Origin of the sequence: Streptomyces sp. NPDC005181 (genome assembly GCF_040608395.1) — a bacterium.
Lineage (GTDB): Bacteria > Actinomycetota > Actinomycetes > Streptomycetales > Streptomycetaceae > Streptomyces.
This window is the reverse complement of record NZ_JBEXID010000001.1, coordinates 117684-141183: the sequence shown is the minus strand read 5'-3', so window position 1 is coordinate 141183 and position 23500 is coordinate 117684. Positions and strand designations below refer to the sequence as shown.

21 protein-coding genes, 1 tRNA gene and 2 pseudogenes are annotated in these 23500 nt (G+C 67.3%); 12 read left to right on the top strand and 12 right to left on the bottom strand.

Annotation, left to right across the window (positions count from 1 at the left end):
• Positions 1 to 153: 153 nt before the first annotated feature.
• The 5 genes and pseudogenes from ABZV38_RS00670 to ABZV38_RS00650 form a co-directional block, all read left to right on the top strand.
• Positions 154 to 315 carry a hypothetical protein gene (locus ABZV38_RS00670; protein WP_356323486.1) on the top strand — a complete coding sequence of 54 codons (162 nt, stop codon included), beginning with the start codon at positions 154 to 156 and terminating at the stop codon, positions 313 to 315.
• A gap of 267 nt (positions 316 to 582) precedes the next feature.
• Positions 583 to 1710 carry an ABC transporter substrate-binding protein gene (locus ABZV38_RS00665; protein ID WP_356323043.1) on the top strand — a complete coding sequence of 376 codons (1128 nt, stop codon included), beginning with the start codon at positions 583 to 585 and terminating at the stop codon, positions 1708 to 1710.
• Positions 1711 to 1744: 34 nt separating this feature from the next.
• Entirely contained in the window at positions 1745 to 2542 is a 798-nt protein-coding gene (locus tag ABZV38_RS00660) for an ABC transporter ATP-binding protein (protein WP_356323041.1), read from the top strand.
• Complete coding sequence (locus tag ABZV38_RS00655) at positions 2529 to 3428, top strand: ABC transporter permease (RefSeq protein ID WP_356323039.1); 900 nt, start codon at positions 2529 to 2531, stop codon at positions 3426 to 3428. Before ABZV38_RS00660 ends, ABZV38_RS00655 begins: the two co-directional genes overlap by 14 nt.
• A 206-nt stretch (positions 3429 to 3634) precedes the next feature.
• Positions 3635 to 4019: pseudogene (locus ABZV38_RS00650) on the top strand (PAS sensor protein); the annotation flags it as partial.
• 493 nt (positions 4020 to 4512) lie between these two features.
• Here the strand turns inward: ABZV38_RS00650 and ABZV38_RS00645 are convergent.
• The 5 genes from ABZV38_RS00645 to ABZV38_RS00625 form a co-directional block, all read right to left on the bottom strand.
• A complete protein-coding gene (locus ABZV38_RS00645; protein WP_356323484.1) occupies positions 4513 to 4803 on the bottom strand; it encodes a hypothetical protein in 291 nt (96 codons plus the stop codon).
• Between the two features lie 997 nt (positions 4804 to 5800).
• Complete coding sequence (locus tag ABZV38_RS00640; RefSeq protein ID WP_356323037.1) at positions 5801 to 7519, bottom strand: relaxase/mobilization nuclease domain-containing protein; 1719 nt, start codon at positions 7517 to 7519, stop codon at positions 5801 to 5803.
• Between the two features lie 5 nt (positions 7520 to 7524).
• Positions 7525 to 8100 carry a plasmid mobilization relaxosome protein MobC gene (gene mobC / locus ABZV38_RS00635; protein WP_356323034.1) on the bottom strand — a complete coding sequence of 192 codons (576 nt, stop codon included), beginning with the start codon at positions 8098 to 8100 and terminating at the stop codon, positions 7525 to 7527.
• Between the two features lie 91 nt (positions 8101 to 8191).
• Entirely contained in the window at positions 8192 to 9013 is an 822-nt protein-coding gene (locus ABZV38_RS00630; protein WP_356323032.1) for a DUF2637 domain-containing protein, read from the bottom strand.
• A gap of 187 nt (positions 9014 to 9200) precedes the next feature.
• Positions 9201 to 10448: a DUF3631 domain-containing protein gene (locus tag ABZV38_RS00625; protein ID WP_356323453.1), complete on the bottom strand. Its 1248-nt coding sequence runs from the start codon at positions 10446 to 10448 to the stop codon at positions 9201 to 9203.
• 290 nt (positions 10449 to 10738) lie between these two features.
• Between ABZV38_RS00625 and ABZV38_RS00620 the strand changes: the two genes are divergently transcribed.
• The 4 genes from ABZV38_RS00620 (at position 10739) to ABZV38_RS00605 (ending at position 14084) form a co-directional block, all read left to right on the top strand.
• Positions 10739 to 11263: a helix-turn-helix transcriptional regulator gene (locus ABZV38_RS00620; RefSeq protein ID WP_356323030.1), complete on the top strand. Its 525-nt coding sequence runs from the start codon at positions 10739 to 10741 to the stop codon at positions 11261 to 11263.
• A gap of 179 nt (positions 11264 to 11442) precedes the next feature.
• The gene (locus ABZV38_RS00615; RefSeq protein ID WP_356323028.1) at positions 11443 to 11664 is read left to right on the top strand and encodes a helix-turn-helix domain-containing protein; all 222 of its coding nucleotides are present in this window, start codon (positions 11443 to 11445) and stop codon (positions 11662 to 11664) included.
• Positions 11664 to 12812, top strand: a complete 1149-nt coding sequence (locus tag ABZV38_RS00610; RefSeq protein WP_356323025.1) for a tyrosine-type recombinase/integrase — start codon at positions 11664 to 11666, stop codon at positions 12810 to 12812. The genes ABZV38_RS00615 and ABZV38_RS00610 overlap by 1 nt, the downstream gene beginning before the upstream one ends.
• A gap of 102 nt (positions 12813 to 12914) precedes the next feature.
• The gene (locus tag ABZV38_RS00605) at positions 12915 to 14084 is read left to right on the top strand and encodes a hypothetical protein (RefSeq protein ID WP_356323023.1); all 1170 of its coding nucleotides are present in this window, start codon (positions 12915 to 12917) and stop codon (positions 14082 to 14084) included.
• A 239-nt stretch (positions 14085 to 14323) separates the two neighbouring features.
• Here the strand turns inward: ABZV38_RS00605 and ABZV38_RS00600 are convergent.
• Positions 14324 to 14397, bottom strand: a tRNA-Gly gene (locus ABZV38_RS00600).
• 477 nt (positions 14398 to 14874) lie between these two features.
• Between ABZV38_RS00600 and dcd the strand changes: the two genes are divergently transcribed.
• The 3 genes from dcd (at position 14875) to ABZV38_RS00585 (ending at position 16424) form a co-directional block, all read left to right on the top strand.
• Positions 14875 to 15450 carry a dCTP deaminase gene (dcd, locus tag ABZV38_RS00595; protein ID WP_355768366.1) on the top strand — a complete coding sequence of 192 codons (576 nt, stop codon included), beginning with the start codon at positions 14875 to 14877 and terminating at the stop codon, positions 15448 to 15450.
• Between the two features lie 9 nt (positions 15451 to 15459).
• Positions 15460 to 15969 (top strand): phosphoribosyltransferase, encoded by a 510-nt coding sequence (locus tag ABZV38_RS00590; protein ID WP_356323021.1) that lies wholly within the window; start codon positions 15460 to 15462, stop codon positions 15967 to 15969.
• Between the two features lie 86 nt (positions 15970 to 16055).
• On the top strand, positions 16056 to 16424 hold the full coding sequence (locus tag ABZV38_RS00585) for a hypothetical protein (protein ID WP_356323019.1): 369 nt from the start codon (positions 16056 to 16058) through the stop codon (positions 16422 to 16424).
• A 1233-nt stretch (positions 16425 to 17657) separates the two neighbouring features.
• Here ABZV38_RS00585 and ABZV38_RS00580 read toward each other — a convergent pair.
• The 6 genes and pseudogenes from ABZV38_RS00580 to ABZV38_RS00555 form a co-directional block, all read right to left on the bottom strand.
• On the bottom strand, positions 17658 to 17804 hold the full coding sequence (locus ABZV38_RS00580; RefSeq protein ID WP_356323018.1) for a chaplin: 147 nt from the start codon (positions 17802 to 17804) through the stop codon (positions 17658 to 17660).
• Between the two features lie 100 nt (positions 17805 to 17904).
• Positions 17905 to 19023 carry a hypothetical protein gene (locus ABZV38_RS00575; RefSeq protein WP_356323016.1) on the bottom strand — a complete coding sequence of 373 codons (1119 nt, stop codon included), beginning with the start codon at positions 19021 to 19023 and terminating at the stop codon, positions 17905 to 17907.
• 842 nt (positions 19024 to 19865) lie between these two features.
• Positions 19866 to 20780 carry a Yip1 family protein gene (locus ABZV38_RS00570; RefSeq protein ID WP_356323014.1) on the bottom strand — a complete coding sequence of 305 codons (915 nt, stop codon included), beginning with the start codon at positions 20778 to 20780 and terminating at the stop codon, positions 19866 to 19868.
• Positions 20781 to 20897: 117 nt separating this feature from the next.
• Positions 20898 to 21125, bottom strand: a complete 228-nt coding sequence (locus ABZV38_RS00565) for an FG-GAP repeat protein (RefSeq protein WP_356323012.1) — start codon at positions 21123 to 21125, stop codon at positions 20898 to 20900.
• A 128-nt stretch (positions 21126 to 21253) separates the two neighbouring features.
• Positions 21254 to 21682 (bottom strand): annotated as a pseudogene (locus ABZV38_RS00560) (hypothetical protein); the annotation flags it as partial.
• Between the two features lie 137 nt (positions 21683 to 21819).
• A complete protein-coding gene (locus tag ABZV38_RS00555; protein ID WP_356323011.1) occupies positions 21820 to 23304 on the bottom strand; it encodes an FG-GAP-like repeat-containing protein in 1485 nt (494 codons plus the stop codon).
• Between the last annotated feature and the right edge of the window lie 196 nt (positions 23305 to 23500).

Below are 23500 nucleotides of genomic sequence, written 5' to 3'. Positions count from 1 at the left end.
GGAGGCGGCTGGCGGTGCTGTCGGCCGCCGCCTCCAGCAGCGGGGGCGCCGGCCCCCGCCCTGCTTGTCGCTGCCCGGTCAGGACCCCGAGTTGGCGTACCCGTCGGGGGCAGCCGACGACACACGCCCACCGAGGCCGCCTGGGCCGACGGCATGACCTCGGAGGCGGACGCGCTCATCCGGTGCACCGGCTTCCGCCCCGCCGAGCCGCTCGCGCTCGACGCGTACGCCGACTCGGGCCGCACCGGGCCCTTCCTGCTGATCGACCCGGCCGACGGAACCACCTGGCGGCGGGCGGGGCGGGCGAGGCCTTAGCGGCCAAGGCCGAGACCGCCGTCCAGGCAGACGAAGAGGGATGGGACTTCCAGCTCATGCTTGACGATCTCTAATCCACCTCCGCGAAGGAGGGCGGCCGCGTAGGCGGCGGCGCCCTCGGCAGCGGCCGGGGAGGGGTGGCGCGATGTGCGTGATGACGTATGCGCACCGCATGCGCGCCCACACCCCCACGAGCCGTACCTGCCCTTGCTCCACAGACGAAGACGTGCGTCATGAGATGACCACGTCACGAGAGGAAGTCCTCCCGTGCCTGCCATCCGCATCACCCGTACCACTGCACGCCGCGGCGTCGCCGCCGCTGCCGCCCTGCCGCTGCTGATCGGCGCCCTCGCCTCGTGCGGCTACGGCTCCCAGGCAGACAAGGCCGAGGACAAGAATGCCAATGTGGCCGCGACGGACGGCAAGAAGCTGTCGGCCTCAGAGGTCCGCATCGGCTACTTCCCGAACCTGACCCACGCCACCGCCCTGGTCGGCCTCCAGGAAGGCCTGATCCAGAAGGAACTGAACGGCACCACGATCAAGCCGCAGTCCTTCAACGCCGGTCCCTCCGAGATCGAAGCCCTCAACGGCGGCTCTCTCGACATCGGCTTCATCGGCCCCTCCCCGGCGATCAACGGCTACGTCAAGTCCAAGGGCTCCAACCTGCGGATCATCTCCGGCTCCGCCTCCGGCGGCGTCAAGCTGATCGTGAAGCCGGACAAGATCAAGACCCTGGACGACCTCAAGGGCAAGAAGATCGCCACCCCGCAGAAGGGGAACACCCAGGACGTCGCCTTCCTCAACTGGATCTCTGAGAAGGGCTGGAGCGTCGACCCCGAGTCCGGCAAGGGCGACGTCTCCGTCGTCCGCACCGACAACAAGGTCACCCCCGAGGCCTTCAAGCAGGGCTCCATCGACGGCGCCTGGGTGCCGGAGCCGACCGCGTCCAAACTCGTCTCCGACGGCGGCAAGGTCCTCCTCGACGAGACCGATCTGTGGCCCGACAAGAAGTTCGTCATCACCAACATCATCGTGTCCCAGAAGTTCCTCAAGGAGCACCCGGACGTGGTCGAGGCCATCCTCGCGGGCACGATGAAGACCAACGACTGGATCAACGCCAACCCGGACAAGGCGAAGGACTCGGCGAACGTGAAGCTCGCCGCCGAGGTCGGCAAGCCCCTCGACGCGAAGGTCATCGACCCGGCCTGGCCCAGCATCCAGGTCACCGACGACCCGCTGGCCGCCACCCTCAAGACACAGGCCGACTACGCCGTCAAAGCCAAGCTCATCGAGCAGCCCGACCTGGCCGGTATCTACGACCTGACGCTCCTGAACAACGTCCTCAGGGCCGCCGGCAAGCCCGAGGTCTCCGACGCCGGTCTCGGCGTCAAGTAACCCCGCAACCCAGCAATCCCAGGAGGTGACGATCATGGCCACCACGTTTGCCAAGGCTGCCGAGGGCATCACGGCGGAGCAGCACTCTCACGCCGCCCGCATCGAGCGCGTCTCGAAGTCCTTCTCCGGCCCGGCCGGATCGCAGCTCGTCCTGGACGACATCAGCCTCGATGTCGCTCCCGGAGAGTTCGTCACCATCCTGGGTGCCTCGGGGTGTGGGAAGTCCACCCTGCTCAACCTGGTCGCGGGGCTCGACAAGCCGACCGCCGGCGCCATCGAGACTCCCGGCGGGCGGCCGGCCCTGATGTTCCAGGAGCACGCCCTCTTCCCGTGGCTCACCGCGGGCAAGAACATCGAACTCGCCCTGCGCATGCGCGGGGCGGCCAAGGCCGAGCGCCGTACGGAGACCGAGCGGCTGCTCGAGCTGGTCCGCCTCGGCGGCGCGTACGGCAAGCGGGTCCACGAGCTGTCGGGCGGCATGCGCCAGCGCGTGGCCCTGGCCCGGGCGCTCGCCCAGGACAGCCGGCTGCTGCTGATGGACGAGCCGTTCGCGGCGCTCGACGCGATCACCCGTGACGTGCTGCACGGCGAGCTCACCCGCATCTGGGAAGAGACCGGCCTCTCCGTCCTCTTCGTCACGCACAACGTCCGCGAGGCCGTCCGGCTCGCCCAGCGCGTGGTCCTGCTGTCCTCGCGGCCCGGCCGGGTCGCCAAGGAGTGGACCGTGGACATCCCGCAGCCGCGCCGCATCGAGGACGCGGACGTCGCGGAGCTGTCCGTCGAGATCACTGAGCACCTGCGTGGGGAGATCCGCCGTCATGGCCAGCACTGACATCAAGCCCAAGGGCAAGGCCAACGGCACGGACGACCTCGCCGGGCTGGAAGCAGGCCTGGACGCCCTCGACGCGGTCCAGACCCACCGCCACCCGGCCCGCGAGATCCTCGTCAAGAAGGTCCTGCCGCCGTTGCTGGCCGTGGGCATCGTGCTGCTGGTCTGGCAGATCCTCGTCGCCGCGAAGATCACCGAGGAGACCAAGCTGCCCCCGCTGTCCGCGGTGTGGGACAGCCTCTCCGACATGTGGCTCAAGGGCACCCTCTTGGACGTCATCTGGACCAGCGTGTCCCGCGGCCTGCTCGGCTTCCTGCTGGCCCTGGCCATCGGCACCCCGCTCGGCCTGCTGGTTGCCCGGGTGAAGTTCGTCCGCGCCGCGGTCGGCCCGATCCTGCAGGGTCTGCAGTCGCTGCCGTCGGTGGCCTGGGTGCCGCCGGCCGTCCTGTGGTTCGGTCTGAACGACACGATGATGTTCACGGTGATCCTGCTGGGCGCCGTCCCGTCCATCGTCAACGGCCTCGTCTCGGGCATCGACCAGATCCCGCCGCTGTTCCTGCGGGCCGGCCGCACCCTGGGCGCCACCGGCCTGCGCGGCGCCCGGCACGTGGTCATGCCGGCCGCTCTGCCCGGCTACCTGGCCGGCCTCAAGCAGGGCTGGGCCTTCTCCTGGCGCTCGCTGATGGCCGCCGAGATCATCGCCTCCTCGCCCGACCTTGGCCTGGGCCTGGGCCAGTTGCTGGAGAACGGCCGCAACAACATCGACCTGCCCGGCGTGTTCCTCGCGATCATCCTGATCCTCGTCGTCGGCATCGCCATCGACCTGGTGATCTTCAGCCCGGTCGAGCGGTGGGTGCTGCGCACCCGCGGACTGCTGGTCAAGAACTGAGTCCGATGTCTCCCGCACCCGTACCTGGTCATTGCCCACGGCAGCCGCGACCCGCGGCACGCCGCGACCTGTACTCCCTGCCCGGGTGGCGGTGGCCCCGAACATCAGCGCCCCGGGTCCGGCGCCCGGACCGCATCGCGGTGGGCGCGGAAGCAGGCGACGCAAATGTGGTGGCGGACGTCCTGGGCGCGGCCCCGGAACTGGCCCGCCTGCTGCTGCGCTCCTATGTCGTCGTCGACGTCAGTGAGCGGCATCGCGCCAAGGCCGAGGCTGCCGGGGTCCGGCAGCGCCTCGCGCTCGTAGCCGACGCCTCCATGCGCCTCGGGACCACGCTCGACCTCGACCAGACCGCCCGCGAACTCGCCGAGGTCTCAGTGCCGGAACTGGCCGACGTGGCTGCGGTGGACGTGCTCGACAGCATCCTGCACAGCCGTGAGGCCGTTGCCGTACACGCAGGGTCAGCGGTATTCAGGGCCCTCGCCGTGGCTGCCGCGTACCCCACAGACGCGGTGCGTGAACACCGGCCGCCCGGTCCGCGTGCCCCACGTGGACGCCGATGACCTGATCCGCATCGCCCGCAGTTCCGAAGCCGTCGGCATGTCAGCAGGAGGTCGCCGGAGGCATCGGCGTGCGGGTCCGCGGCCCGCGAGAAGGCGGGCGCGAAGCCGAGGCCGCGATTCGGGCGAGAAGCCTGACCAACACGCCGACGGGCGGGGACAACCTTCGGGTTGTCCCCGCCCGTCGGCGTACGTGTGTGGGTGTGAAATTCGAGGTCAGCCCCATGGGCAGCCGCTGGAGTGTGTCTTCCTCTCAAGAGCGCACGGCACACCACTGGTAATTCTGTGGGTGTGGATGAACCTTGCCGCTTCCCCTTGCGTCTGGATAGCTGCGCAACGCTACTTTCCTGGCGTGACGGAGCGAGTGGTCTCGGCCGCCACCGCGGCCAGCAGCACCGCTGTCCCTGGCTGTGGGCTGTTGGTCGACTGGGTCAGGTATCTCGCCACCATGCCCACGCTGGGCTGTTCGACTCGCAGAGCGTCAGACAGGCGTGCGGCGGCGAATCGGATGGCCGCTATGGCGGCCTTCAGCTCTGTCTTGACGACCTGCTCGCCGAGGCCGGGGCAATTGCGAACGAGGTGTGTGCAGTGAAGTACGCCGGACACAGCGCCACCGGAGCGCTGTCCTCGCCCAACCAGCCGTGGTATCCCTCGGCAGGGAGTCGGCCCTCGAACTTTGGGAACGCGAGTACGACATCGAAATCGCCCACCGTAGTTGTGAGGGGTGCAGCCGCGAGGGCGGGATCGATGTCGCACATTCGGCCGACCGTCGGCTCGCTGGATGCCTGGTAGACGGCGTCGACTCGGATGTCGTTCATAGGGATCGATGTTCCTCCACCTGATCGAAGTTTCGCAGCCGGATATCTCGAGCTCTCGACTTGGGGCGGTGGGACGGTGCGGAGGGCTCCCTCAGGGAACGGGATTCGAGTTCGTCTGCACACCGTGCACGTGCTGCGCGTGAGGTCATCCGAGTGGGGCATTCCTGCGGGGGCACGCGGAGGGCACGGCGAGGGGCCAGAGATATAGACAATGACGAAGGCCCAGGTCGCTGACCTGGGCCTTTCTTCAAGAGCTGACGTAACGCTAGCGCCCGCCACCGCGACGTCCTGACTGCCGAGCGCAAGAAACACGCCCCGATCTGCTGGGAGAGAGGGTTCTTCTCGATCAGAGGCCTCACGCGCCCCATTGCCGCCGACCTCGGTGGCAGCGTCAATATGTAGTTGAAGTATAAACTATCCGCCTTGGTGTCCGCCTATGCACCCTCGCCGAGCTTGTCCGTCCATACCCCCGGCGCGCCTGTGGCCTCTGCTCCACGCCATGAAGCACCGACCGCTGCCTGAAATCCTGGCCAAGTCGGGCAAGGCTCAGCTGGAGACTCATCGGGGCCGGACACGTGCCGTCATCTCTCGTCGACATTCCCGAGCCGGTTGATCGCCAGCTGCCTCCGCAACCCGTCGACAAACGCTGTTCCTGAAGATGAACGAAGCCAGTCTCATGACGTCTGGCTCGATTGTCACGCAGCACGCCAAACCTCCACCGGCCGTCTTGCCTTCTGCAGGCTTGGGGCCTTCCCCTACCCCAACACGCTGAACTTGACAGAGAACGGGCGCACGACGACTACGGAGAACCGCTCTGTACCTGACCGGCAAGTGCAATGAGTACTCCAGGCGATAGAGCGCGGCAACAACCTGGAACTCGAAGCGCCCTTGCGTAAGCACGTCGCCCGTCTGCTCGATTGATCCAGCTCTGTCCGCCTGCTGGGCAGGGGGACAGAACTCCCGAAGGGCAGTTACGCCATGGACGCTGATGTCGTCCTCAACGCCGACGGGGGTGCGCAGCCTCCGCACTCGGGAGGGTCGCGGGAGGAGCGGTCTGCTGGGCCTGCTTCGCTGTGCGTTCTCCTGCTGGCGCAGCGGTGGGTATCTCGGCGGGTACGAGGTCCAGCCGGTATAGGCGCCAGACGAGCACCTCGCTGAGGGAACCCACGCTTTCGAGCTCGCGCTGCGCAGCGACCCTGCGCAGGAGCGCTGTGGTGTCGTGGCCGGCGCGCCGGGCTTGATCCAGCACGGCCGCCAGGGCTGGCCAGCTGGCCTCGGCCTGAACGCGGTCAGCCAGCTTGGGAAGTGCGGAACGGATCGCGTCGGCGTGGTTTTGCTGTGTCCGGGCGGAGAGCCTTTTGCCGTAAGCACGTATGTCGGCCAGGGGGGCTGCAGCAGCTGCCTGGTAGGCGGCGCGCAGGCGTTCGGCGGTTTGGCGGGAGGCTTCGGCTTGCTGGGCGTGCTGGTGGGCGGCGTGCCAGCGTCCGGCGACGATGACGGTGAGCATCAACACGTCGAGGACCAGAGCGGTGGTGGCGCCATCTGCGCCGCGTCCGAGGGCAGGGCCGGAGTGGATGATCTGGCGGGCTGCTCGGCGCAGGGCGTGCATCTGCGTTTGTTCGGCGCGGATGTGGGAGCGGGTTGCGCGCTCGAAGATTCGCGCGGCTTCCCGGAGGTCCGCATGTGGACGGCCCGGGGTGGTTTGGGCGAGGGCGTTGAGGACTTCGCTCACTCCGATGAGGTGGGCAGCCACAGTCTCGTCGTCTTGGGAGGTGATCACGGTGAGGGTGGTGTCGGTGGCTTCGGCGGCGAAGCGGCGGGCGCGGGCCTGGGCGGATTCGCCGGCTCGTTCCATGAGGGCCGGGGGCTCGGGGGCGTTCCCGTTGGCCTTGAATCGCTCACGGATCTTGGGCAGGGACAGGTCTGGTGCGAGTTTCGAGCCCGAGTACCAGATGGGTTCCTGGTCGGCGTTGCGATCGCCGACGATCGCGATGGCGTAACCGAGCAGGTCACCGGATGGCGCGACGCGCTTCTTGATGCGTACGCCTTCGGCGGCCAGGCGGTCGAAGAACTCGGTCTCGTCAGCGGCGCCGGCGAGGGCGCGGTGGACGTGCTCTCGCAGCAGTTCACGCGAGGTGGCCTCCTGACCGAGGCGTTCGGCTTTGCGGCGCTCGGCGCTGGTGGGGCGTTTCGCGGCGGTGCCGTCGCCCTTCTTCAGTTGGCGCAGGCCGAATTCCCTTTCGATCTTGCGGCATTCAGCCTGGGCGCGAGTGGCGTCCTTGTGGCGGCGTGGCTGGGTGCGGTCGGCGCGTACGAGGGTGGCGACAATGTGGATGTGGTCGGGGGCGTGCCGGACGGCGATCCAGCGGCATGCTTGCTCGTCGCCTTCGGGGGCGATGCCAGTGGCGTTGACGATGCGGCGTGCGACGGTGGCCCATTCCTCGTCGCTCAGGATGCGGTCGGTGTCCGCGGTACGCACCGAACAGTGCCAGACATGCTTGGCCGGCGCCTTGTCCTTCAAGGCGTCGACCCACTGGTCGAGATCGGCGGCGAGCTCGGTGAACGTGGCGCTCGGATCGCGGCCGGGATCGGCGATGAAGGGGTCATAGGCGGCGACGATGTGCGGGTCGACGTGAGCCTCGATGTCGCTGGTTCGGTAGAGATACTTGAGCAGGCCGATCGTCCGGCCGCCGGGCGGATTGATGTCGGGGACCAAGGAGTTCAGCCCACCAACGTCCGGGCGGCGGCCTTCACCATGGCTGCCGCCTCGCCGACCTCATTTGTGGCGCGGGCGAGGTGGACGACGTCGCCGCCGGAGTTCAGGATCCGCGCCATCTGATTGATGTTGTTGCCGACACGGGCCAAGCCGACGCGGGCAGCTTCGAGCCTGTCGAGAGCCTCGTCCTGGTCGAGTCCGTTCCGGCCGCGGAGTTGTGCGTGGACCGCCTGAGCGATGAACCGGGCTTTGGAGACCCCCTTTGCGTCGGCGGCGGCCTGGATCTCGGCTTCTTCGGCCTCGCTTGCGCGGAAGGTCAGGCGTTTCACGCGCTGGCGGGGCTGACGGGGGCGTCGACGGCCCTGCCTGACTGCGTGCCTCTCCTGCTGGTGGCCGCCCTCGGCCACCAGTTCCTCGTCCGGCGCCCCCTGTCGCAGGACCTCCTCCGCCACCCCTGGGGCGGGGGCAAGCGCGCTGGACCGGCCCTTGGACGGTCCAGCGCTACAGCTTGCTTCGCCTGGGGCTGGGGTGAAGGTCATCTGCTCCTGGGGTGAGGGGAGTTCGTGATCGAGGTCATGCATGGGGACTCCTGTAAGCGGTGGTGGGGTGAGGGCCGCCCCTCCCGCACTGATTTGCGGGAGCGGCGGGCTGGGGTGACGAGGGCCGCGGAGTTCAGTCGGTGCCGACGGTGGCCTTGTCGAGTTCGTCCTGCAGCAGGTTCTTGACCTCATCCAGGCGGCTCCGAGAGATGCCGAAACCCTTGTCCCGGATCGCCTTCTCGACGTTGCGGCGCGAGACGCGGCCGGCCCGCCCGAGGGAGGCTGTGCGGCCGATGTCGATGGCCTGCTCCAGGGAGACGCTTGGCTGGTGGCCTCGTGGCTTACCGGGCTGGTGCGCGGTTTCCGCCACTTGCTTGGTGGCCGGTTCCGCCACGTCGCTGGCCTTCGTAGCGGGTGGCGGTGCTGTAGCGCTGTCCGTGTTTCCCGAGGTGGCTTTGTGGCCGTTATTGGCGTTGTGGCCCTTGCTGTTGTGGCTGTCGGGAGTGGTCGGGCGCCGGGCGACGAGGAGGTAGAAGTGGACGGCTCCGGCCAGGGCGAGTGGGGCGATGGCGGAGATGACGCCGACGGTGATGTCGTCGAGGGCGAGGCCGGTGTGGCGGGCTTGCTGGTTGAGACGGATGGCGTGCAGGACGTTGGCCCAGATGCTCGTGGCGGTGGCGATGCCGACCAGCGCCGAGACGTAGAGGCGAGAGGACAGAGGCGCGGTCCGCAGGATGAGCAGGGCGCCGATTCCGATGGCGATGAAGCCGTCGATGACGAGCGGGAAGGCGTAGGTGAGAGTCCTGTGGATGTGGCTGGCGGCGGCCATCTGGCGCAGGGCGTCGTAGGAGAGCGCGAAGGCTGCCACAGCCAGCAGCGCCACACCCGTGCGGATCGCGGCGGCCAGTGGCACCGGGGAAGCGGATGGGGCGATGGCGGTGGTGGGTGAAGGCAAGGGTGGTGCTCCAGGAATGCGGCGGCGGCTGATGTGGCCGTGGTGTGGGGAGACTCGTCGCGACTCGTTGCACACCTGGTCAGGACAGGTACGGGTGCGGCGGTGATGTCGAGTCGACTCGTTGCCGGTCTCCGACTCGTCCCCGCGCTGACCTGCGCGGAGACGAGTCGCGACGAGTCGTGTCGGGTCAGGCGCCGGTCGTGGGTTCCGGCGTGGACTCGGGGCAGTAACGCGCCCAGGAGTCGGAGAACTGCAGGCGGGCGAAGCCCTTGGCCTGGACGTCGCCGTGGAAGCGGCGGTTGGCCGAGCTGATGCCGTAGTCCCTCAGCAGGAGCTGCAGTCCGCGAGGGGTGAGGCCGTTGGCGGTGTACTCCGGCCAGGGGGTCTCGTCGTCCTTGTTGAGGATGTCGAGGAGGCGGCTGGTGCGAATCACCGGCGGGTTGCCTTCGGCGACGAAGGCGCGGCGGATGTCGACCAGGAGCCGGATGCCCAGGCCGCTGCTGTCCTGGTCCTGCTGGGCCTCATGCTTCGTCATGGCCAGGCAGGCGGCGCGCGCGAGGTCGGGCCACTGGCCGCCGGCGAGGTCGGCGACGGCGACCAGCGGCTCCCAGGTGTCGGCGGCCCGGTCCTCGACCGGCATAGACGGCGTCAGGTCCATCGCCTCGGCGTGGAGCGGGGCCAGCCATGCCACGATCCGGTCGCGCAGAGCGTGCAGCTCGGGCGTGTCCCGGACGGTGCGGAACTCCGCGACCTTCTCTCCCGGCCTGCGTCGGCGCATCCGGATGACGACTGATCGGTCCATGATCGTGTCGGGCAGGTCGCCGATCCCTGCGAGGGCGGCCATGGCGAAGGTGGGGAACTTCGCCACCTCGTGGTTGGGTCCGGAGACCCGCAGAGTAGGACGGTTTCGCTGGTGCCCCGCGTTGAGCAGGCCGCGCATCTCCTCGTTCTTCTCCGCGACCTTCGCGGAACCGAAGAGGGCGTCGGCCTCGTCGACCAGCAGGGTGGGCGGGGTCTCGGTGATCGACCGGAAGACCGCGGCGGCCGAAGCGTTGACCGTGATCAGCGGATCGTGGACGGTCTCGGTGATCACGTCCAGGAGCCGAGACTTGCCGCACCGTTTGGCCGGCCCGACCACGGCCAGCCTCGGAGCGTGCTGCCACGCGGTCTGCAGGTGGGTGGCCGCAACCCACAGCGTCACGGCCGTGAAGGCTTCCTCGTTCGGCAGCACGACGTACCGCCGGATCTGCGCCCGCAGATCTACCAGCACCTGCTCGCCCTCGGAGGCCGGGGCGAGTTCGGGCTCGTCGGCGGGCGGCTCTGCCGACGGTGGCGTGGAGGGCGCGGGCTCGGCGGGCCGGCCGGGTATGGCAACGGTCGGCCATACGACGGGCGTGGCGGGGAGGGATGGCGTCTTCGGGGTGGCTTCGTCCATACTGGACATCGAGCTCCTCTGCTTGCGGGCCACATGGGACGGCAATCCCGGCCTCGCAGGTTGATCGCTAGGGATGGCGGTTGAGAGGTTTGCGCTTGGCCCCCCGGCTGTGCCGGGGGGCTTTTTCATGCGGCGTGCGGCCCTACGACTCCTTCGGTCTGCTGCGGCTGGCACCACTACTATGCCACACGAATTGCCGATTGCAGAAGTGTTCTGCATCTCGCAAGATCATGCTACTGTTGATCTCGTTGCAAATGGCAGCGATGCACTACGTATGGAAGGAGGTGGGTATGGCAGACGAAGGCTCCCCCCAGGGGGTCCTGCTCAGCGGCGAGGAGAACGTCGCGGTACGGATCAAGCTGGAACGCGAAGCGCGCGGCTGGAGCACCAACTCCCTGTCCGACCGCATGAACGAGGCCGGGTTCGAGATGAACCCGTCCGCGGTCTGGCGCATCGAGAACCGCAAGCGCCGTATCAACGTGGACGAAGCGATCGGGTTTGCCGAGGTCTTCGGCGTCTCGCTGCGCAACCTGGTCGGCCCTCCCCGGCTCGCGGCCATGGCCCGAGCCATGGAGCTCATCGACGACGTCGTCGACGCGTACCGCCAGACGCAGCGCGCCAACGCCGCCTTTACACGGGCGCGCGACGCCCTCGACGCCTACCTCGCTGAGCACCCCGACATTCGCGAAGAGGCCGATGTGATGGTCTCCAACGCCATGGCCGAGGCGGCCAGCAGCCACCTGCTGCAGGCTTACGGGGCCCAGCCCGGCGAACATCCCCACGCCGACCAGCACGGTTCCGCCCCAGAGGCGTAGCCCAGCTCCGACACCCTGGGCCCGCAAGCCCCCAGGACCGGGTCAGCACAACCGCCATCCCTTTCGATCGACCCCGGCAGACCGGCGTTGCCGCGCCCATGACTGCCAGGAGAGGACTCCCCTTGCGCCGACCGGCAATAACCCCTGCCTCCACACAGACTGCGCGTGCTGCGGAGGAGGTGACACACACGGCTGACCGCCTCCTCACCGTGGAGGAGGCCGCCGAGCGACTTGGAACAGGCGTCCGCTTCATCCGGCGCCTCATCCAGGAACGCCGCATCCGCTACGTGAAGCTCGGCAAGCCCGTCCGCATCCCCAGCAGCGCGATCAACATGTACATCGCCGAGCGCACCGTGCCGACTCTCCGCGAATCGCAGTCCCGCTTCGGGAAGGCAGCCTGATGGCGGGCCGCAAGCCGCAGCGGCGGCGTGAGTTCGGCACCGTTCGCCAGCTCCCGTCGGGCCGGTGGCAGGCGCGCTACTGGGCCCCGGACGGCAGCCGCCGGACTGCCCAGGAGACCTTCGCGACCCGCACCGAAGCCCAGACCTGGCTCACGCTCACCCAGGCCGACATCGAGCGCAAGCACTGGGTGGACCCCGACGCCGGCGCAGTGAACTTCGAGGCGTATGCCGCGAAGTGGGTCGAGGAGCGTGGGCTCTCCGCCACCACGGAGGAGTTGTACCGCAGGCTCCTGCGGTTGCACCTCCTGCCCGCATTCGGCTCCACGAACCTGGACGACATCACGCCGCCCGGCGTGCGCACCTGGCGAGCCGAGCGGCTGGAGGCGACCGGCGCCACGACGGTGGCGAAGTCGTACCGCTTGCTCAAGGCCATCATGGAGACGGCGACCGACGACGAGCTGATCCGCCGCAACCCCTGCCGGATCAGGGGCGCCGGCAGCGAGAAGGCCAAGGAACGCCCGACGGCCACCGTCGAACAGGTCGACGCTCTCGCTGATGCCATGGGGCCGAGGTGGCGGCTGATGGTGTACTTCGGTGCCTACGGGCCGATGCGCCCGGAGGAGCAGGCGGCCCTGCGGCGGTCCGACGTCACGCTCGAACCCCTCGCGGTCAAGATCAGTGACGCAGCGCCCGAGCTGACGACCGGCCGTCGCGTCGAGGGCGACACGAAGTCGACCGCGGGCAGGCGCACCGTCTTCCTCCCGGCCTTCCTGCACATCGAGGTGAAGCGGCATCTGGACTGGTACGCCGAGAAGGAGCCAAACGGGCTCATGTTCGTCGGCGAGAAGGGCGCGCCCTTCCGACGGTCCACCTTCGGTCGCAAGTGGCGCAGGGCACGGGTCAAGGTCGGTCTGCCGGAGGGCTTCCGCTTCTACGACCTCCGCCACACCGGCCACACCCTGTCCACCCAGTCGGGTGCCACGCTCAAGGACACGATGGTTCGCGCGGGCCAGTCCTCGGAGAAGGCCGCGCTGATTTACCAGCACTCCGACGACGAGCGGCAGCGAGAAGTTGCCACGGGGATGGATGAACGGGTGCGCATCCAACGTCTTCAGGCCGCTGAACGCAAGAACGCCCACGAGATGTAGCGGCACCACTGGGTTGGGGCAGACCACGTGAGGGTCTGCCCCAACCCGTCAAAGGAACTGTTTTCCCTCGCGCGGTGGTACTGCCCTGCCACCCTGGCTCGCGTGACTTACGTCGTGACTGTGGGCACCCAGATCCTCGCCGGCACTCAGGAGATGGACCCCCTGCAACGTGCGGGTGCTGTATCCCTGCTTGAGCAGGGCTTTGCATCGATCGATGCCATCGAGGGTCCGGACGGCCTGGAAGTCGATCTCCTCGACTCGATCGTGGCGGTGTACCCCGGCGGGGCGTTGCTGAAGGTCTTCGTCGAAGCTCCCGCGCTGGAGTTCGCCGAGGACGCTGTCCGATCCGCCGTGGGCGACCTACTGGAGCGCTCGGAGCTGCTCTCCGAGTGGGTCATCGAGCGGTGCGAGGTGCAGTTGCACTCGGAGTTCGCGAAGGAGAGTCTGGACGCGGCAGACGGTCCTGATGCACCACCCGACGACCCGGCCTCCCGCAAAGCACGTCACGCTCAGCCGGTCGTCGGCTCGGGCTCCGAGTCCTGGACTGAGGCGGATCAGGCGGCTGAGAGCGCGGCCATGCGGCTCTCGCTCCGCTCAATGGCCGGCGAACTGAAGTCCTTCGGCCCGGAGATGTTCGGAGTCGTCAGCGAGGAGGGCAAGGAACAATCCGAGGAGGATGCGTACGACTTCGGTGTTTCGGTGGAGGACGCCGAACTCGCGGCCGGAGCACTGGTATACGGCACTCATCTACTCGTGGACGAACTCTTCGAGGATGTGCAGAGCCTCACCCAGTACCGAACAACCGTCGCCGAGAGCGAGCGCCCTTTCTGGCTCCTCGAAGAGCTGCCCAACCGATACGCGCTTCAGTACGACGCCTCCTTCTCACGCCGCTTCCTCGTGACCGCGATCGCTTTGACTACCCGCTTTACCAATGGATCTTTCCAGCAGCTCAGTTGCGTGGCAGAGGAACTCGCGCTCAGGCTCCTGCTGGGACAGGCCAAGAGCACCCTTGACCTGTACGGCCTACTGGACTCGGGAACAGCGTCAGCGCTCGACTCTTTCGCCGACCAGGTCTATGAGGACATGGATCATGAGTGGCTGTACGACGATGCGGCGGACGGCATCGATGAGGACCCGGCACTCGCGTCCATGGGCATCGCGCCTATGAGTATCAAGAGCTGGTTCACCCCCTTCAATGAAGGCAGATACGTCCATCCCTACGCACTCGACGTCGAAGAGGACTCCGTGGGTGGGGGTGAACCAACGGAGTAGGGCCGTCGGGGCCGCCACTTCGCATAAGTAATGCCCACCCACACTCCTTCGGGGTGATGCAGGTCACATCAAGTGAGTCTCGGAATTCGAGACGTCTTGAGCTGTCGCCGCGTGAACCGGGCCGACGCCCGCCCCTTGGGCTGCAGGTTCAGGCAACTTGGGGCACGCGGAGGGCACGGCGGGCCGTGAGCGGTCCAGACAACAAAGAAGCCCCGGGCCGATGGCCTGGGGCTTTTTCATGGAGCGGGTGACGAGAATCGAACTCGCGCTCTGAGCTTGGGAAGCTCATGTTCTACCATTAAACTACACCCGCGCGGAGCGCTGGTTGATCAACGCTCACCGTCGCACACTCTACCCCATTGCAGGCCCCCGGTGCGTGAGCCGGGGGCCCGGGTGTCGTGTCCGGGGTGTGGATGCGGGTGCCGTGGGCGGGAGTTGGGGCGTAGCGTACGTAGTCGGAGTGCCGTCTGGAGCGGCGTCCCGTTCATCCCCTAATGTGGCTTTCTCGTCCAAGGCTTGTTGGGGAAGGGACTTGATGGACTCCATGGAGCGCACCGTCGTCCGCTGTGCCGAAGGGCACGTTTTCGCTACCGCTTCGTTCCCGATGCAGCAGCTCGGGGCCGGCCGGATCGGTCCCGGGAGGCTTATTCGCTGTCCGCGTTGTGCCCGGTTGCGGCATGCCGTTCCTGTGGTGTTCGAGGAGCGGTAGAGGCGTCGGCAGACGGTTGTGGCAGAGCGCGCGGGGTGGTCCGGTTGGGGCGGTCCCGCGCGTTCTGCGTATCCTCGGGACGTGCTTCTCTCAGATAAGGACATCCGGGCCGAGATCGACGCCGGGCGGGTCCGCATTGATCCGTTCGATCCGTCGATGGTGCAGCCCTCGAGCATCGATGTGCGGCTCGACCGCTACTTCCGGGTGTTCGAGAACCACCGCTATCCGCATATTGACCCAGCCGTCGAGCAGGCGGACCTGACCCGTACGGTCGAGCCGGAGGGGGACGAGGCGTTCATCCTGCACCCCGGTGAATTCGTGCTCGCCTCGACATACGAGGTCATCTCGCTGCCCGACGATCTTGCGTCGCGGCTGGAGGGCAAGAGCTCGCTCGGCCGGCTCGGGCTGGTGACGCATTCGACAGCCGGGTTCATCGATCCCGGGTTCTCCGGGCATGTGACCCTGGAGCTGTCGAATCTCGCGACGCTGCCCATCAAGCTGTGGCCGGGAATGAAGATCGGCCAGCTGTGCATGTTCCGGCTGAGTTCGCCGTCGGAGTTCCCGTACGGCTCCGAGCGGTACGGGTCGCGCTACCAGGGGCAGCGTGGACCGACGGCCTCGCGTTCGTTCATGAATTTCCATCGGACTCAGGTGTGATGCCGGACCATGAATGACGTACGGGAGAACCTGACGTACGAGGGGTTCGGTCATGCCGTGCGGGAGCTCGCGCAGACCGTGGCCGACGACGGCTATGAGCCGGATGTGGTGCTCAGCATCGCGCGGGGCGGGGTTTTCGTCGCGGGCGGGCTGGCGTACGCGCTGGACTGCAAGAACATCCACCTGGTGAATGTGGAGTTCTATACCGGGGTCGGGACGACTCTGGAGATGCCGGTCATGCTGGCGCCCGTTCCGAAGGCCATTGATTTCTCGGACAAGAAGGTTCTCATCGCCGACGACGTCGCCGATACGGGCAAGACGCTGAAGCTGGTCCGCGATTTCTGCATCGATCACGTCGCCGAGGTGCGCAGCGCGGTCATCTACGAGAAGTCGCACTCGCTCGTGAAGTGCGAGTACGTGTGGAAGAAGACCGATCGCTGGATCAACTTCCCGTGGAGTGTCTTGCCTCCGGTACGTAAGTCGGGGGAGCCGATCACGCCCTCGAAGGAAGCTCTCTGACCTGCTAAGACGTCGTTTCTTTTGGCTAGAGCGAGTGCTGTTGACCGACTCGGATGTGTGTCAGTGCGGTGTGAGAGCCTCCGGGCATGAGCTACGACCTGGCTGTCTGGGAAAGCGAGCGGCCGGCGGATGACAAGACCGCCGGACGGGTCTTCAACGAGCTGTACGACCGCTATCTCGACGGTGAGCCCGAGGAACCTCCGTCCGAACGCATCGGGGCGTACATCACCGCGCTTCTTGAGCGGTGGTGCGACATCACCGAGGACGAGGAAGAGACCTCGCCTTGGTCGGTCGGGCCGTTGATCGACAGTGCAAGCGGTCCGCTCATCTACTTCGGGATGAGCTGGAGCATGGCCGAGGAAGCGTCGGCCTACGCGGCAGCCCTGGCGGACTCGAGGGGGCTGGTCTGTTTCGACGTGCAGCAAAACCGGCTCAGACCCACGCTTGGAAGGTAGGACAAGCTTGGAGCGAGGTGGGGCTGGCTGGACGTCGGCGCCTACTGGCTTTGCCCCCCGCAGGCAGCCGCAGTTCCCCGTGAGTCCCCGCCCGATCCGGCGCGGTTGTGGCACGAGCCGATCCTCTTCGATGCGAGATATCGGCAGGGCTGTCGCTGAAGTCCGCTGTGGTGCTTCGTGGCCTCAGGGCCGTCGGCAGCCGTCTGTGTTCGGGATGGTCCTGTGCTTGGCTGCCGTACGCCAAGGCAGGTGTGCAACGCTGTCGAGGTGACTGATCCTCTTTTCCTCTGGCTGGCAGCGCTGCCGCAGGCTGTACCCGCCTCAGAGGCCCGAGTTCACTGGAACCTCAAGGATGAGCCCACACCCATCCTTGATCTCGCGCTACGGCAGGCCCCGTTTTTCTACCTCGGCTCCTGGACCGAGCAGCATGAGTCCGAGGAACCTCAAAGGGCGAGGTGCCCTGCCCTTCGGTGTCGGACTGGCTCTTCTTCAAAGGCACTATCGACGAATACCACGTACCGGCACTCGATGATCGACTCATCGCAGAGCTTGTCAGCCTCTTCGAGCCTCGCACTGGCGACCTGCCCGCTGAGGCGGCGGCTCCGGATGAGCTGAGGGCTTTCCTGGTCGATCACCTTGGGGACGGCGTGCTGTGTCAGGAAGAACCTCCAACGAACCAAAGGCTCAGAAGCCGAAGAAGCGACACGCCGGGTCTTCGACCTGCGGTCACGTAATCGATCAAGGCTTTGACCTGCTGCTGAGCTGTCGGCAGCTGTCAGCATTGGTCATCGTTGAGCACCCTTCCACGGCCCCGAGACGGCCGCGGGAGGGCGCTCCGTGGTGCGATGACATCCGCTTGAGGAGTTCGATCCCGTGGTGGTGCGACCTCCCGGAACAGGCCCTCGTGGCTGCTTGGCGTTCCGATTTTGAATCGCTGTTGTCCACCCTCGTTCAGCGTCGTTGATGTCGGCTGGTGATGTCGGCCGGACGATCTGTGCGCTGATGGGTATTGCCTTTGCCCCCTCGCGGGCTTTGGCTTTGTGCGCGGCGGAGATGATCACGTCGGCGCGCTGTTCGTCGCAGAACTGGTCGACGCGGTGAGGACGGCGTCGGTGCCTTCATGGCTGTACCCGGCGGCCCTGCGGGAGCGGGTGTGCCGGTGCACGGACCGCTGAGCACCGCCCGTATCCGCAGGGACCCGCCGGGTTCCGGCTCGGTGAGCGACCTGGCCGGCTAGCCGTTGACGCAGGCGTTGCCCGCCGCAGGATTGAGCACTCCGATGACGTTCACCGTGTTGCCGCACACGTTGACGGGGATGTCCACCGGGGCCTGTACGACGTTGCCGGACAGCAGACCGGGCGAGCCCGTCGCGGTGCCCACGGCTGAGTCCTTCGCCTTGACGGTCAGGGTCGTGGGGTCGGGGAGATTCAGGCCGACCGTGGTGATCCCGTCAGGGCCGTTGACATAGGTTCCCGCCTTGTCAGCTGACCGTGCAGGACTCCGTGCCGACGGCCAGGTCGCCGCCGTCCAGAGCCACCGACGAGCCGCCCGGCTCAGCGGTGACGGTGCCGTCGCCGCAGGTCGTCGACGCGTTCGCGTCCGAGGCCACATTCACGCCGGCGGGCAGGCTGTCGGTGAAGCCGAAGTCGTTCTTCGCCGCCAGTTCACTGGTGTTGGTCACCGTCATCGTGAGCGTCGAGGTGCCGCCCTCGTCGATGGTGGCAGGACTGAACGCCTTGTTCAGCTGCGGAGTCGCATCCAGGATCCGAATGTTGTCGAAGGCGTGGTCATTACCGCCCCAGCTGCCTTGCCCATTGACCATCTTGATGCCCAACTCGGTGCCGTTGAACAGTACGGCCCTGTCGCTGGCGAACGACCCGGCCATGAGCCCACTTCTTCCTCCGGGGTAGGGGTGGGAGTTGGGGTCGGTGCAGGGATTGATGGGGGTGGTGAAGGTCGGGATGTCCGGACCGCTGCCAGTGAGGTAGAACTTCAGCAGCGAATCCTCGTAATCGCAATTATCTGCCGCTACGTCCACCGCGAAGGTGAAGTAGCGGTTCGGCTTCGCGATCGGGATCGGCTGCTCGGTCCGGAATTCCACCCGGTCGGCACCAGGGTCTACATTGTCGCTGTACGCCGACACTGCGTGGTTGGTCGGCGGATTCGTCCCGCCGATCTGCCCCAGCACATTGGCCATGTCCTTCAGTTGCGGCACCCACCGGCAGCCAGGCTGATCAGCACCGGTCTGGTTCAGGATGATGCCGTTGCACTGTCCGTGGTCAAGCCACGGTGGGTCGGCCGTGTACGTCTCGTTCAGCGGTGGAGCCCCAACGTAGTCCTCCAGGAAGACCGGGGTCTCGCCTGCCTGTTCGAAGTCCTCGAGGAACACCGTGGCCGGAGCCTGCGGGACCCCCGGAGTGCCGGGCGCATGAAGGGCGTTCACTCCTGCCGACGCAGCCAGAGCTTGGGCTTGAGCGGCAGGAAGAGTACTCGCGATCGCAAGTGCCACCAGGGACACCGATGCAGTGCGCGTGCACCAGGAAAGCTTCACTGCGGAAATTGTCGCCACCTCTTTTCCAGTCATCAGGCGTACAAGCAACAGTGAACATGGGCATATATAAGGCGGCCCGAACAATTTGCTATGCACCCCGAAAGATAGATCGGCCACATTCAAGCACGCGCCCCGAAAGAAAGGTGACTGGCTAGGTTGGTGATTGCATCTTTCACCGCACTGGTCGAGCCTGGATTAAACCTATGAGTGTATATTGAAATTTCATTCAAATGACGCTCGGATGCGCGCCACGTACTCATAAAGATTGATTAGTCGAGAAATGGCCTGCGCATTCGCATTGAGGTCGGCGGAACGGGTTTGGCCTGCCCGGTCCGGGGTCGAGCATGATCGTTCCCCGTGAGTCCCCGCCCGTTCTGGCGCGGTTGTGGCACGAGCCGATCCTCTCGATGCGAGATATCGGCAGGGCTGTCGCCGAGTCCGCTGTGGTGGTGCTTCGTGGCCTCAGGGCACCCCGGGGGCCCAGAGACGGCCCGAGTAGCTTTCGTGGCACCTGGAAGCAACTCAAGTGAGGGCAGAGTTCGTAGTGATCACCCCACCACCGGCGCCCCTTGTTGTCCCAGATGCGGTACCCGCCCGGGACCCCTCTGGCCGCATGCCGTCTCCGGCTCATGGCGTCGCCTTCATCGTCCGGAGAGATTCGGGTGTAGATCCCCACCTTGCGCGCCACGATGAACGGGCCTGCCCTGCTTCTCAAAGCAGAGCATGACTACCACCGTCATAGAGTCAAGTCGGTCTGGAGTGTGGAGAAGCCTGTCGTGCGGCGCAGTGGGCAGGTTCTCGACGCCTGAGGCGGGAACAGCAGTGAAAAGTGGATGACCCCCGGTGCCGCGGCGCCGGGGGTCATTTCTGTGGTGCGGGTGGTGAGTGCGTCAGATCGTGCCGAGCTTGATGATCGACAGGAGTGCGATCAGCTGGATCGCCGATGCACCCAGTGCCTTCGGCCACGGCAGGTCGTGCGACTTGCTGACCATCGAGGTGAAGAGTGCGGCCGAGGCCAGCCAGGTCACCCAGCCGAGGATCTGGACCAGGGAGTTCTCGCCGCCCAGGAACAGCGCGAATATCAGGCGTGGGGCGTCCGTGATCGACATGATCAGCATGGAGAGGCCGACCGTCGGCTGCCAGGCGCCGTCGCCACCGAGCTGGCGGGCGAGCGTGTGGGTGACCGCGCCGAGGACCAGGCCGCCGACGACGAAGCCGACGCCCGTGAGGATGACGTACGGGACGGCGGTGGAGATCGTCGCGTGGATCGCGTCGTCGCGGGCCTGGTCGAAGCCGAAGAGCGCCAGCAGGCCGTAGAGGAACGTGACGATGAGCGCCGGGCCCCAGACGGGGTAGTCGCGCATCTGCCAGAACGTCGGGGCGGGGCGCAGCACGATGCCGCTCAGCAGGTCCCTCCAGTGCAGGCGGGGGCCTGCGGGCTGGGCGGGGGCCTGGCCGGCGCGGTAGGTGTTGCCGTCGCCGTACGGGTCCTCGTTGATGCTGAACGCTTGCGTGTGACCCGCGTTGTTGGCGTACGGGTCGCCTCGGTGGGGGTACTGGGGCTGGTTGTACGGGTCGCCGAAGTATTCGGGCTCGCCGTGTGCGCCGCCGTAGCCGCCGTTGCCCTGATGGCCGCCGGTCCGGCCGGCAGCGTACGGCGTGCCGTTGCCTCCCGTCGGCGGGTATGGCTGCTGACCGTACGGCGGCGGTGGTGCCTGCGTGCCGTACGGCTGCTGCCGCGGTTGCTGTTGCCCTTGCTGCGGGGTGCGGTTGTCCCGGCCGCGTCCGATCCTGAATCCAGCCACGTAATCGAACGTACCTGGTCCGGGGCAGTGAGGTGCCGGGCCCGGAGGATCGGGCCCGGCTTTGCGGCCGAGCTGTGACATCCCCTAAGGGTGTCCCGAGCCAGCAATAAGGGGTGCCTACGGGGCGGTCGGGACCCCGGTGGTGCTCTGGTGGAACACCTTGCCCCCTTCCGTGGACAGGCCGCCCCACTTCCCGCGGAACACGGTGACGCTGCCGACCAGTGCGGCGTCGCCGATGCTCTCGTAACAGCTGGAGACGGCGGCGTCGTCGTGTCCGTCACCGTTGATGTCGCCGGTGGAGATCGCGTTACCGAAGTAGTCGCTCGACTCGTCGTCGCCGGGCACACCCGGGTGTCCTGGTCGATGACCTGTTCCGTGTCGGTACGCACTCCATCGTCACCTCCCAGGTAGGTAACGATGGAGCCGATAGCGTAGCCCGGGCTGCCACCCCAGGCCCAGCTGACGATCACGTCGTCGTAGCCGTCGGCGTTGAGGTCACCGGAGGTGAGCGTCCTCGCCCCGCGGGAGGTGCCGGGTTCCAGGTCGGTGCTCAGCTTGAACTTGGAAGCGGCTCCGGAGGACTTGGTGAATCCTCCCTTGTAGATCCAGACTGCGCTGCCCGTGCTGCCCACCGCGAGGTCGGCTCCGCCGTCGCCGGTGAAGTCGCCCATGGCCAGGGACTTGCCGAAGAGATCGTGGCCGGACGGGTCCGGATCGCTGATGGTCGTCCCGCAGGACAGACCAGGGGTGCTGCCCCAGAGGACCACGACCGTGCCGCCGTTGGTGTCGGCGCCGACGTCCTCGCCGCCGGTCCCGACGACGAGGTCGGCGTATCCGTTGCCGTTGAAGTCGTCTGCGTACTTCGCGGGCGCGGCCGTCGCCGGGGTGGTCGGGAGAGTCAGGGGGTGAAGGCCGCCGCCGTGAGCGCGACAACGGTCGCGATGGTGCGCTTGCGCATGTTGTCGGGCTTCCGGGAGAGGGGGAGGCCGGACCCACGACAGATGCGCGGGCCCGGCCGGATTGTGGTGCGGGGTCGGCGTCAGTCCGTGAAGTTGGCGCCCAGACGCGGGGTGCCGGTGGCGGAGATACCGAGGGTGGAGGTGTAGATGCCGGAGGAGGAGGCGAGGGTGCCGTCGGCGTTCACGCGGACCGGGTAGAGCGCGCCGTTGGAGCCGTTCTCGCCCAGCGCGCCCACGTACACCTCGTCGCGGCCGTCACCGTTGAGGTCGTCGAGGTGGACGTCCGAGCCGAACTGGTCGTTCTTCTCATTGGTGTTGGGGACGTACGCGTTGTTCTGCTCGAGGAACAGGGCGCCCGAGCCGGTGATTCCGGAGCCGTCCGCGGCGCCGTACAGGACCGTCGCCGCCCCGGCGTTGGCGCCGCCGGTCAGGTCCTCGCCGGGGGTGCCGACGACCAGGTCGAGGTGGCCGTCGCCGTTGACGTCGCCGAGGTCGACCTCGGCACCGAAGCCGTCGCCGCCCTCGCTGCCGCCGGGGACGCCGGGGGTCTCCTGCGTGAACTTCTGGGTGTCGCCGGCGGACGGGCCCGACGCGGTGCCGTGCACCACGGAGACTGCCCCGCTTTCGGCCTTGCTGTTGGAGTCAGCCCAGAAGTTGCCGATGACGACGTCGTCGTAGCCGTCGCTGTCCGTGTCGCCGAGATCCGTGATGACACCGGTGGGCAGGCGCTGGGAGCCCGTCGCGCTCAGGCCCGACGTGCTGCCCGGGATCCAGAGGTTGGCGTTGTAGTCGGTCTCGGTCGAGTAGCCGTTGACGATCAGGTCGTCGCTGCCGTCGCCGTTGGCGTCGCCCGAGTGGAGGTTCCAGATGCCCGCGCCGTCGCCGCTGTAGACGGCGGCGGAAAGCGTGGTGTGCCGGCCTGTGGTGTTGGTGCGGGTGAACGGGCCGGTGAAGATGTCCACCGTGGCGGAACCATGGTTGGACGCGATCGCGAAGTCGGCCTTGCCGTCGCCGTTGAAGTCGCCGGCCTCGGCCGGCCCGCCGAAGCCGTCGTGCTTGGTGGGCCGCGGGTCGGCGACCGTCGTACCGCCGGTGAGGCCCGAGGGCGAGCCCCAGAGGATGGCCGCCGTGCCGCCGTCCGTGTCGGAGCCGACGTCTTCTCCGGGGGCGCTGACCAGCAGGTCGTCGTACCCGTCGCCGTTGAAGTCCCCGTACGCCGAGTCTGCGCCGAAGACGTCGCCGCTCTCGGCGTTGCCGGGTACGCCTGCCGTGTTCTGGCTGATCGTCGCGTACTTCTTGGAGACCGTGCCGCCGTAGACGACGGCGATCTGCCCGGCTTCCGTGTGGCCGCCGACATAGGCGTGCGAGGCGGAGACGGCGGTGTCGCCGATGCCGTCGCCGTTGAAGTCGGCATCGGCGTCGGCGCGGGCCACGCCGGTCACCGCGGACGCGCTGCCCGCCGACACGGCGAGCAGCCCCGCGGTCAGCGCGGCGGCCGCTGCCGTCGCGGTAGCGAGGCGTATACGCGTGGGTGAAGGAGCGGGGGTGCGCTTGTGCTTCTGCATGCGGGTTCTCCTGCAGCATGCGGGGATGCCTGGCGGGCATCCGCAGTCAATGGGGTGCGTTCCGCGAGCGTTTGCCGGGAGTTGTCCCAGGTGTAGCCCTGCGGTTGGCGAACAGGAGACTCGCGGTGGGGCCGGAGGGTTGTATGGAGGGCGCAACTATTTCTGGGGCGGGAGGTGGAGGCGGGAGGGAGGAGGC

Bases quoted from the DNA above. Each gene is read 5' to 3' on its own strand.
- ABZV38_RS00670 (WP_356323486.1), top strand. From the start codon at position 154: ATGACCTCGGAGGCGGACGCGCTCATCCGGTGCACCGGCTTCCGCCCC.
- ABZV38_RS00660 (WP_356323041.1), top strand. From the start codon at position 1,745: ATGGCCACCACGTTTGCCAAGGCTGCCGAGGGCATCACGGCGGAGCAG.
- ABZV38_RS00655 (WP_356323039.1), top strand. From the start codon at position 2,529: ATGGCCAGCACTGACATCAAGCCCAAGGGCAAGGCCAACGGCACGGAC.
- ABZV38_RS00645 (WP_356323484.1), bottom strand. From the start codon at position 4,803: ATGAACGACATCCGAGTCGACGCCGTCTACCAGGCATCCAGCGAGCCG.
- mobC (WP_356323034.1), bottom strand. From the start codon at position 8,100: ATGCATGACCTCGATCACGAACTCCCCTCACCCCAGGAGCAGATGACC.
- ABZV38_RS00625 (WP_356323453.1), bottom strand. From the start codon at position 10,448: ATGGACGAAGCCACCCCGAAGACGCCATCCCTCCCCGCCACGCCCGTC.
- ABZV38_RS00620 (WP_356323030.1), top strand. From the start codon at position 10,739: ATGGCAGACGAAGGCTCCCCCCAGGGGGTCCTGCTCAGCGGCGAGGAG.
- ABZV38_RS00610 (WP_356323025.1), top strand. From the start codon at position 11,664: ATGGCGGGCCGCAAGCCGCAGCGGCGGCGTGAGTTCGGCACCGTTCGC.
- ABZV38_RS00590 (WP_356323021.1), top strand. From the start codon at position 15,460: ATGAATGACGTACGGGAGAACCTGACGTACGAGGGGTTCGGTCATGCC.
- ABZV38_RS00585 (WP_356323019.1), top strand. From the start codon at position 16,056: ATGAGCTACGACCTGGCTGTCTGGGAAAGCGAGCGGCCGGCGGATGAC.
- ABZV38_RS00555 (WP_356323011.1), bottom strand. From the start codon at position 23,304: ATGCAGAAGCACAAGCGCACCCCCGCTCCTTCACCCACGCGTATACGC.